General features: G+C 68.8%; 8 protein-coding genes. 4 read left to right on the top strand and 4 right to left on the bottom strand.

Annotated features, from left to right (window positions below):
• The 4 genes from A7A76_RS16585 to A7A76_RS16575 form a co-directional block, all read left to right on the top strand.
• Window positions 1-401, top strand: a 401-nt coding sequence (locus tag A7A76_RS16585; protein ID WP_428995179.1) for a DUF2069 domain-containing protein, incomplete at its 5' end; no start/stop codon positions are given.
• Between the two features lie 11 nt (window positions 402-412).
• Complete coding sequence (locus A7A76_RS26765) at window positions 413-499, top strand: DUF6053 domain-containing protein (protein ID WP_428995180.1); 87 nt, start codon at window positions 413-415, stop codon at window positions 497-499.
• A gap of 80 nt (window positions 500-579) precedes the next feature.
• A complete protein-coding gene (locus A7A76_RS16580; RefSeq protein ID WP_206412233.1) occupies window positions 580-1065 on the top strand; it encodes an asparaginase domain-containing protein in 486 nt (161 codons plus the stop codon).
• Window positions 1066-1451: 386 nt separating this feature from the next.
• Window positions 1452-2117, top strand: a complete 666-nt coding sequence (locus tag A7A76_RS16575; RefSeq protein WP_206412232.1) for a hypothetical protein — start codon at window positions 1452-1454, stop codon at window positions 2115-2117.
• Between the two features lie 176 nt (window positions 2118-2293).
• Here the strand turns inward: A7A76_RS16575 and A7A76_RS25925 are convergent, their stop codons facing one another.
• From A7A76_RS25925 to A7A76_RS16555, 4 genes are all read right to left on the bottom strand, one after another.
• Window positions 2294-3544, bottom strand: coding sequence for a M20/M25/M40 family metallo-hydrolase (locus tag A7A76_RS25925; RefSeq protein ID WP_206412231.1), 1251 nt, complete (start codon window positions 3542-3544; stop codon window positions 2294-2296).
• 290 nt (window positions 3545-3834) lie between these two features.
• The gene (locus A7A76_RS16565) at window positions 3835-5511 is read right to left on the bottom strand and encodes a M20/M25/M40 family metallo-hydrolase (RefSeq protein WP_206412230.1); all 1677 of its coding nucleotides are present in this window, start codon (window positions 5509-5511) and stop codon (window positions 3835-3837) included.
• A 740-nt stretch (window positions 5512-6251) separates the two neighbouring features.
• The gene (locus A7A76_RS16560) at window positions 6252-8534 is read right to left on the bottom strand and encodes a M14 family zinc carboxypeptidase (protein ID WP_206412229.1); all 2283 of its coding nucleotides are present in this window, start codon (window positions 8532-8534) and stop codon (window positions 6252-6254) included.
• A 410-nt stretch (window positions 8535-8944) separates the two neighbouring features.
• Window positions 8945-9267, bottom strand: a 323-nt coding sequence (locus A7A76_RS16555) for a proprotein convertase P-domain-containing protein (protein ID WP_206412228.1), incomplete at its 5' end; no start/stop codon positions are given.

Below are 9267 nucleotides of genomic sequence, written 5' to 3'. Positions count from 1 at the left end.
GCGGGCCGCAGGAAGGCGGGCCGCGCGAAGTTGCGCCGGCAAGCTCGCCCGCCCCCGCGCCGCGGCCGCGCGCGCACTGGGTGCTGCTGGCCAGCCTGGTCGCCCTGTCCGCGCTGTTCGCGCTGTGGTACCTGCTGCCGGGCAAGCACTGGCTCGCCGGGCTGACCGTGTTCGTGCTGCCGCCGGCGCTGCTGGCCGCCGGCGTGGCCGTGCGCAGCCGGCTGGCGGCTTACTGGGCCGGGGTGCTGGCGCTGTTCTGGTTCTGCCACGGGGTCATGCTGGCCTGGTCGTCGCCGGGCGAGCGGCTGTACGCCTGGATCGAGCTGGCCCTGGCGCTGGCGGTGATCTTTTCGGCCAACCTGGCCGGGATGAAGGCGCGGCTCGGGCGCAAGCGGGGCTGAGGCCGGCCCTTGTGGGAGGGCCTTCAGGCCCGAGGCTTTTGGTTCAGATCGCCGATCACTGGAACAAGAGCATCGGGCCTGAAGGCCCTCCTACATGAAGTCCCTCCCACAAGGAACTCGCCGGCCGCGGGGTTCTATAATCGACGCCCCTCCTGCCCGAAGCCACACACCACCCGAGATGGACAAGCTCTGCATCGTCACCACCGGCGGCACGATCGACAAGATCTACTTCGACGACAAGTCGGACTACCAGATCGGCGAACCGCAGATCGGCCATATCCTCGAAGAGCTCGGCGTGGGCTTCCGCTACAGCGTCATCCCGATCATCCGCAAGGACTCGCTGCACATCACCGGCGAAGACCGCGAGCTGATCCGCGCGACCATCGCCGCCCAGGACGCGCGCCACGTGCTGGTCACCCACGGCACCGACAGCATGGTCGAGACCGCCAAGGTGCTGGCGACGATCGCCGACAAGACCATCGTCCTGACCGGCGCGCTGAACCCGGCGCGCTTTCGCGGCTCGGACGCCGAGTTCAACATCGGCACCGCGGTCGGCGCGGTGCAGTCGCTGCCGGCGGGCGTGTACATCGCCATGAACGGGCGGATCTGGGATCCGGCCAAGGTGCGCAAGAACGTCGAGGCCAACCGCTTCGAAGCGATCTGAGCGCGGCCGGCGGCGCCTGCGCCGCGATGCGGCATCGATGAGGCCCGGTCCGTGCGCGGATCGGGCTTCGTCGTTTCTGCGGGCCGCATCGCCACGGCCACGCCTCCGACAGCCGCGCTTCCAGCGGCGCATTCCCGCAAGCCGCGCGTTCGCCAGCGCGCGCCTCGGCAACGGCCGCCGCAGCGCCACGCAGCGCGAATCGGCACCGCCAATGCGCCCGGCCACCCCTCGCCGCCCGCGCGACGTGCGCCCCGCCGCGCTCGCAGCGTGACCGGGTTCGCTAACGCGGTCCGGTTTTCGATCCACCGCCGGTGCGCAAAACGCCTTTGCCGCGCCGCCCGATCGATTAGGATCGGCGCTTCGTCCCATTGCAACGGTGATCCAAGATGCGTCGACCCGTTCCGGCTCTGACGGCTTCCGCCCTGGCGTTGTTGGTCCTGGCCGGTTGCCAGAAGCCCGCCGACCCCGCCGCGCACAGCGCCGCCGCGCCCGCCGAGACCGGCAAGGCCCCCGCCGCCGGCGCCGCCTCGACCAATCCGCTGGAACCGCCGGAACGCCCGGTGCGCAGCGACGCCATCGGCTACGACGGCTTCAGCGGCGGCGCCGAAGCCGGCGGCCCGGTCACCGCGCGCTTCGGCGCCGACGCCGCCAGCGTGCGCGGCGCCTGGGGCGGGGAAATGAAGGACAACAACGGCCAGCGCCCCGACGCCAAGTGCTTCCTGCTCTATCCGGTGCGCGGCGCGATCACCCACCAGTACGGCTTCCTGATGGACCAGGGCGGCCTCGCCGGCATCGACGTCTACGACCCGAAGGCGCAGGCCCCGGGCGGCGGCCGCGTCGGCATGAGCATCGACGAGATCAACAAGGCCTATGCCGGCAAGATCAAGCAGGTGCCCAACCCGACCTTCGAAGGCGCCGCGTTCCTGGAAGTGCCCGCGCCCGAAGGCAAGGACACCCAGCTGACCTTCGAGACCGATGCGCTGGGCAACGTCACCAACTGGCGCATCGCCAGGAAGGGGGCGATGGCGCACGAGGAAAGCTGCACGCGTTGATGCGGCGCAGCGGCGGAGAGGAAAGCATCGGGCCTGAAGGCCCTCCCACAAAAGCCGGAAAGCATCGGGCCTGAAGTTCCTCCCGCAGCCGCCGGCTGTTGTGGGAGGGCCTTCAGGCCCGATGTCTTTCGCTCCGACCTGTACGGCGCCCCGTCGATCGGAGCGCCGCCCCGCCCTTATCGCGCCGAGGTCTTGCCGAGTTCGCCGAGGAACGCCAGCCCGAGCTTCGCGAACGGCACGCTGTTGGCCGCCGAATTGCCCATGTTGGCCAAGGTGTCGTTGCGCGAATGGATGTGCGGCGAGTAGCCGCCGGTCGCGCTGCCGCCTTCGAACAGCATCGCCGCCGGATAGCCGGCCGCCGTCCACGAGGCGTGGTCGGAACAGCCGTAACCGCACCGGTATTCGGCCAGCGTGCGCCCGCCGAGATAGGTCGAATACAACTCGCGCATCAGTTGCTGCAAACCGGCGTTGGAGTTGTCGCTGATCAGGCGCAGGTCGGGCGCGCCGGAGGCGCGGTAGTTGGTCATGTCCAGCTGCAGCACGCCGACCACGTTCTCGCCGCGGTTGCGATGGTCGCCGGCGATGGCCTTGGAACCGAGCAAGCCGATCTCTTCGCCGGCATACGCCATGAACTTGACCGTGCGGCGCGGCTTGTAGCCGCTGGCCAAGGCCACCCGCAGCACTTCGGTGAGCGTCGCCACGCCCGAAGCGTCGTCGTCGGCGCCCGGCGCTGCCGCGCTGGCGCCGGCGCTGCCGCCGACGATGGAATCCATGTGCGCGCCGAGCACCACCACCTCGCCGGGCGACTCGTTGCCGCGCCAGGTCAGCACCACCGACGGCTGCTGGCCGCAGCCGCTGCAGGCGACCTGCTCGATCGACACGTCGGCGCGGTTCGCGGCCAAGCCTCTCCAGGCATCGCGGATCCAGTCCGACGCGGCGCGCCCTTGCGCGGTCTGGGCGTGGCGCGTGATCCAGTTGCCCGACAGGCTGCCGATCGTGGCGCGGATGTTGGCTTCCTTGACCTGCCCCAGCCACGGCGTCACCGTGGCCTGGTTGTCCACGCTGTACGCGGCGACCTGCGCGGTCGCCGCCAGCGAGCTCATGTCGTCGCGCACGAACGCCTCGGCCTGCTCGCGGCTGTCGAAGGCGAAAAAGCCGCCGCAACGTTTCTCCTTGCCATGCACGTGCCGGATCAGTTCGCCGAGCCGATGGGCCGGCAGTTCGGAAATCGCCAGCGCTTCGCCATTGGGCGCCGCCAACGAACCGGCGCGCACGGCGCCGCCGGCGAAGGCCGCCTGCTGGGTGGTGCGCGAGGTAACGACGAATACCGGCTTCGACGGATCGCCGGCGGCCGAGGCGGGAGCGGCGGCGAACGCGCCTGCGGACAAGCACAGGCAGGACGAGAGGACACGGGCAAGACGGGACACGGCGATCTCCAGGAACGGCGCGCTGCGGCGCTGGGCGGACCCGCGCGGCCACGACGCCGCGGCGGATATCGGCGCCGCCGCGCGGGCGGGCCTTGCGCTCCAAGCTAAGCGGCGCGCGCCGCGGCCCGCTGCGCGCGCGCCGTGGCGGCACAGGCGAGCGCGTGACCTGGATCATGCATCGCGCCGAATCAGACGCGTCCCGGCCCAGGCTGCGGCCGCGCGCAAAAAGAAACCCCGGCCGAAGCCGGGGCGCGAACGTTTTCGCCAAGGCGCAATGGCTTACCCAGGCATCAGAAGGTGATGCTCCACTTGTCGATGCGGCCGGTGTCGTTGCTCGCGTTGTCGTTGACCCGCAGCTTCCAGGTGCCGTTGATCGGCTCGCTGGAGAGGTCGAAGGTGAAGGTGCCGACGATGTTGTCGGCGCTGCCGCCCGCACGGTTGCTGATGTTGTACAGCGAGCCGTCCGGCGCGACCAGGTCGACCTTCAGGTCGCCGCGGTAGGTGTGGACGATGTTGACCGAAACCTGGGCGTTGGCCGGCGCGTTGCCGGTGCGGCCGGAGACCGCGATCGGGCTGTCGACCGTGGCGTTGTCGTTGATCGCGTAGTCGGTGTCGTTGCTGTAGGTCTGGGTGCCCGGGCCCGGCCCGGGGCCGCTGCCGGCGGTCTTGCCCAGCTCGCCGAGGAAGGCCAGGCCGAGCTTGGCGAACGGCACGCTGTTGCTCGCCGAGTTGCCCATGTTGGCCAGCGTGTCCGAGGGCGAGTGGATGTACGGCGAGTAGCCGCCGCTGGAGGTGCCGCTCTCGAAGTAGATCGCCGCCGGGAAACCGGCCGAGGTCCACGAGGCATGGTCGGAGCAGCCGTAACCGCAGGTGTAGCTGCCGAGCGTGCCGCCCAGGTAGGTCGCGTGCAGATCGCGCAGAAACTGCTGCAGCGACGAGTTCGAGTAATCGGTGACCAGACGCACCGGGTTGGCGCCGCCGTTGCGGTAGTTGGTCATGTCCAGCTGCAGCACGCCGACCACGTTGACGCCGCGGTTCTGGAAGTCGGCGGCGATGGCCTTGGAGCCGCGCAGGCCCACTTCCTCGGCGGCGTAGCCCATGAACTTGATCGTGCGCTTGGGCTTGTAGCCGCTGGCCAGGGCCACGCGCAGCACTTCGGTGAGCGTGGCGATGCCCGAGGCGTCGTCGTCGGCGCCCGGCGCGTTCATCGCATCGCCGCTGCCGCTGCTGGAGATCGAGTCCAGATGCGCGCCGAGCACCACCACTTCGTTGGGCAGCTCGCTGCCCTGGATGGTGAGGATCGCCGACGGCTGCGTCGAACACGTGCTGCAGCCGGTGAACAGCTCGGCGCTGACGTCGCTGCGGCCGTTGCCCAGGGCCAACCAGGTGTCCTTGATCCAGGTTGCCGAGGTGCGGCCGTGGCTGGAGGAGTAGTAGCGGTTCGGATACTGCGTCGACAGGTGGCTGATGGTGCCGCGGATATTGGCTTCGCTGACCTGGCTCAGCCACGGATTGACCGTGGCCTGGTTGTCGACGGTGTAGGTCGCGAATTTGGTGTCGATGGCTTCGCGGCTGCGGTCGGCCTTGACGAAGGCCTCGGCTTCCTGGCGGCTGTCGAAGGCGAAGTAGCCGCCGCAGCGCTTCTCGTTTTCGTGGACGTGGCGGATCAGGTCGGGCAGCTGATGGGTCTTGAGCTCGGCGATCACCAGCGGCTTGCCGACGGCGTTGCTCAGGCCGGTGGAGTTCTTGGCCAGCGTTTTCGCGCCGGCGTCGAAGGTTTCGCGCGAGGTGACGATGTAGACCGGCTTGAACGGGTCTTCGCCGGCGGCGAGCTCGTGCGTGTGCGCCGGTGCTTGCTGCTGCGCATACGCCGGCGCGAGCGCGGCGGCGAGCGCCAGCGCGAGCGTGGCGGCGGCGAGCGGGTGCGAACGGAACCGGGCGTGCGGGGAAGCGGATTGCGGATTCACGGAAAGCGCTCCTGGATCGGGCGCGCGCGGCGGATGCTCCGGCATCGGCGCGCGCGCGCAGTGGACGGAAGCGGCGCGCGGGGCGCGCCGCGGGACTTGCTGCGCGTGAAAGCGCGGTCGAGCCGTACGGGGGAGAACGATCCGATGCGCCCGGGATTCGACGCTAAGCGCGGGGTGCGCGGCGGACAAGCGACAAGCGAAGCGAACGCACATTCGCGTTCGTGACTGGGATCATGCAACCGCGCAGTAAACGCTTACGCAGCCGAAAGGCAACGACGATCTCCGCTGAAATCCCTTGATTTTCAGGGTTTCGACTATGGAAACAGTCTGCACTGCGAATGCCCCGGCTGCATTCGATGCGAGCGTTCGCGCGGCTGTGGGCGGGGCTCAGTCCCGATGCTCTTCGCTCCGGGACGACGCGGTTGGGTGAGCCGAAAGCGTCGGGACTGAAGTCCCTCCCACAAAATCCATGCGGCATGAGAACCACCACAAAAGACCTCGAGCAAAGGCGGCCTTGTGGGAGGGACTTCAGTCCCGACGCTGTTCGTTCCGTGGCGACGCAGCTGGCTGAGCGGAAAGCGTCGGGACTGAAGTCCCTCTACAAAAGCTGTGTCGCCACCGCTGTACCGCATAAGCGCGCCCACAAAAGCTCTCGCGCAAACAAGCGAAGCCCCGGCTGTCGGGCCGGGGCTTCGCGAAGCCGGTGCGCCACCTGCGCGCACCGGCGCTGCATCGTTCGCTCAGAAGGTGATGCTCCAGGCATCGATGCGCCCGGTGTCGCTGCTGGCATTGTCGTTGACGCGCAGCTTCCAGGTGCCGTTGAGCGGCTCGCTCGACAGGTCCTTGGTGAAGGTGCCGATGACGTTGTCGGCGCTGCCGCCGGTGCGGTTGTGGATGTTGTAGACGGTGCCGTCCGGCGCGACCAGGTCGACCTTCAGATCGCTCTTGTAGGTGTGGTAGATCGTCACCTGCACCGGCGTGCTGGCCGAGCCGTTGCCGCTGCGGCCGGACACGGTGATCGGGCTTTCGACCGTCGCGTTGTCCGGGATCGCCACATCGGTGTCGTTGCTGTAGGTCTGCGCGCCGCCGCTGCTCACCGTCACCGAACCGGTCTTGGTGTTGCTGGCGCCGCCGTTGTCGGTGACGGTCAAGGTGACGGTATAGGTGCCGGCCGCGCTGTAGGTCTTGCTCGGGTTGGTCGCGGTCGAGGTGGTGCCGTCGCCGAAGTTCCAGCTGCGCGAGGCGATGGTCCCGTCGCTGTCGCTGGAGGTGTCGGTGAAGCTGACGCTGAGCCCGCTGGCGGTGCTGGTGAAGTTCGCGGTCGGCGGGTTGTTGCCGGGCCCGCCGCCGGTCACGGTGAAGCGCGCCGCGTTCGGCGTGCCCGGCTTGCCCGAGGCGTCGGTGCCCTGCACGTAGACGGTGTGCACGCCCGCGGCCAGGCCGCTGGTGGAGATCGAACCGGTCACGTTCTCGTTGCTGCTGTTGAAGCTGCCGTCGCTGGCGCTCAGCGCGATCGCCACCGCCCCGCTCGCCCACGGCGGCGTGTCGATGTAGGCGCGCGCCGAGGCGATGTTCTGCACCGCCTCGCTGCCGTTGCTCTGGTTGAACTGGCCGTCGTTGACGTTGGCGGTGACCGTCACCGGCGTTCCGGCCGGCACCGACGACGCCGACAGACTCACCGAGGTCGTGTCCGGCCCGCTCGGCAGCTGCAGCGGCGCCCACAGCGTGCGCGCCAGGTAGCGCAGCGTGCGCAGGTTGCTCGGCAGGGTCGTGCCGGTGAAGCTGCTGCAGCTTTCGAAGAAGCTGCCGCCGAGCTCGATGGTGTAGCTGGGCACGCCGAGCAGACCGTACATGGTGTCGTCGGTGGTGCCGTCGGTGGCGTAGAGCTCGTCGGACTGCTGCGGGCGGTAGCCGGTGAAATAGGCCATGCGCCGGCCCAGGGTCTGCAACGCATCGCGGTTCGGCGCCGGGTTGCTGGTGTCGCCCCACGACCACAGCACCTGCGCGGCGTTGCTGTGGATGTCGATGAACACGCCCTGGTAATCGGCCGGCGTCGGCGTATTGACGTCGTCGGGGCGGCGGTCGGGGAAGATGCCGCCGGTGTAGACGCCGTTGCTGCCGCGGGTGCCGGCGACCAGGCGCATCAGGTTCTGGGTTTCCGGATCCGACGACGCGGTCGGGCCGCGATAGGTCTCGGCGCACTGGTTGCCGCTGGAGCCGCCGGACACGCTGTTCCAGTGATACGGGAAATTGCGGTTGAGGTCGGTGCCGTAGCTGCTCGCGCTGCAGCTGCCGCCGTTGCTGTTGTTGACGTTCTTGCGCCAGGACGAGCCGGCCTCGGCCTTCTTGCGTCCGTCGGGATTGGCGTTGAGCACCAGCTGGAAGGCGAAGTTGTCGAGCAGCCAGGTGGCCTCGGCGTCGGTGCCGTAGCCGTTGACCAGGCCTTCGGCGAAACGGGTGACCAATTCGGCCGGCGCGTACTCGCGCGCGTGGATCGAACCGAACAGGACCAGCGTCGGCTTGTTCGGCAGCGCCGCGTCGGTGGCCGAGTTGGTGATCTTGAACACCTTCATGTCGTAGCCGGTGGCGGCGTTCTGGGTCTTCTGCCAGCTCGGGCCGATGGTGCGAACGCTGGCCAGGTTCGGCTTGCTCGCGGCCAGCTGGTCCATGGTCTGGTAGGTCTCTTCGACCGTGCGGAAGCAGGCGTAGCCGGGAATGCTCTTGGCGCCGTCGAGCGAGGACTTCAGCGCGCTTTGCAGGCGCTGCATCTGCGCGGTGGATTCCTGGTCGATCTCGTACTTGAAGCCGGCGGCGCGCAGCGCGGCCAGATCCTCGGGCATGGCCTCGACCTTCACCGTCCTGGCCTGGCGGTCGACGATCAGGTGCTGGAAGCGCGAGGCGATGCGCTGCAGCTGCTTGGGGTTTTGGTACTGGGCGGTGACGAACACGGGCTGGTCATCGGCGGCCGCGGCGCTGGCGGACAGGGCCAGCAACAGCGGCAGCGCGACAGATTGGAAGCGCATTGGGAGACTCTCCATGGACCGGTGCGGTGTGGGCAGCGACGCGGAGGCGTGCCGGAGTCATGCTTGGATGCGCCGCGTGCGCTGGCAAGCGCCGTGCGGCGCGCGGATGCGGGGCTTTCGTGAAGCAGGTCAGCAGAACGGCGCTGTGCGCATTCGCGCACACTTCGCCGCGGTGCTGCGGAGCATTCCCGTAGGAGCGGCGCGAGCCGCGACTGCGAATCCGCAACGACGACGCAACTGGCCTATGCCCGCGGCAACGGCAACCCTCGCGCGAGATGGGAGGTTTCGACGCAGGCGCGGTGTCGCGGTCGCGGCTTGCGCCGCTCCTACAGGGAGAAACGGAACGATCGCACCCCCGAAAAAAACCGCGGCCCGAAGGCCGCGGCGTGGTGCGGTTCAACCCGTGGACATCAGAACGTGATGCTCCACTTGTCGATGCGGCCGGTGTCGGCGGTGGCGTTGTCGTTCACCCGCAGCTTCCAGGTGCCGTTGAGCGCTTCGCTCGACAGGTCCTTGGTGAAGGTCTGGATGATGTTGTCGGCGCTGCCGCCGGTGCGGTTGTGCAGGTTGTAGACGGTGCCGTCCGGCGCGACCAGGTCCACCTTCAGATCGCTCTTGTAGGTGTGGTAGATCGTCACCTGGATCGGCGTGGTCGCCGAGCCGTTGCCGGTGCGGCCGGACACGGTGATCGGGCTTTCGACCGTCGCGTTGTCCGGGATCGCCACATCGGTGT

Origin of the sequence: Lysobacter enzymogenes (genome assembly GCF_017168095.1) — a bacterium.
GTDB lineage: Bacteria > Pseudomonadota > Gammaproteobacteria > Xanthomonadales > Xanthomonadaceae > Lysobacter > Lysobacter enzymogenes_D.
This window is presented reverse-complemented; position numbering and strand designations above follow the sequence as displayed.

Coding starts and splice junctions, on each gene's coding strand:
- A7A76_RS16580 (WP_206412233.1), top strand. CDS start 580: ATGGACAAGCTCTGCATCGTCACCACCGGCGGCACGATCGACAAGATC.
- A7A76_RS16575 (WP_206412232.1), top strand. CDS start 1,452: ATGCGTCGACCCGTTCCGGCTCTGACGGCTTCCGCCCTGGCGTTGTTG.
- A7A76_RS16560 (WP_206412229.1), bottom strand. CDS start 8,534: ATGCGCTTCCAATCTGTCGCGCTGCCGCTGTTGCTGGCCCTGTCCGCC.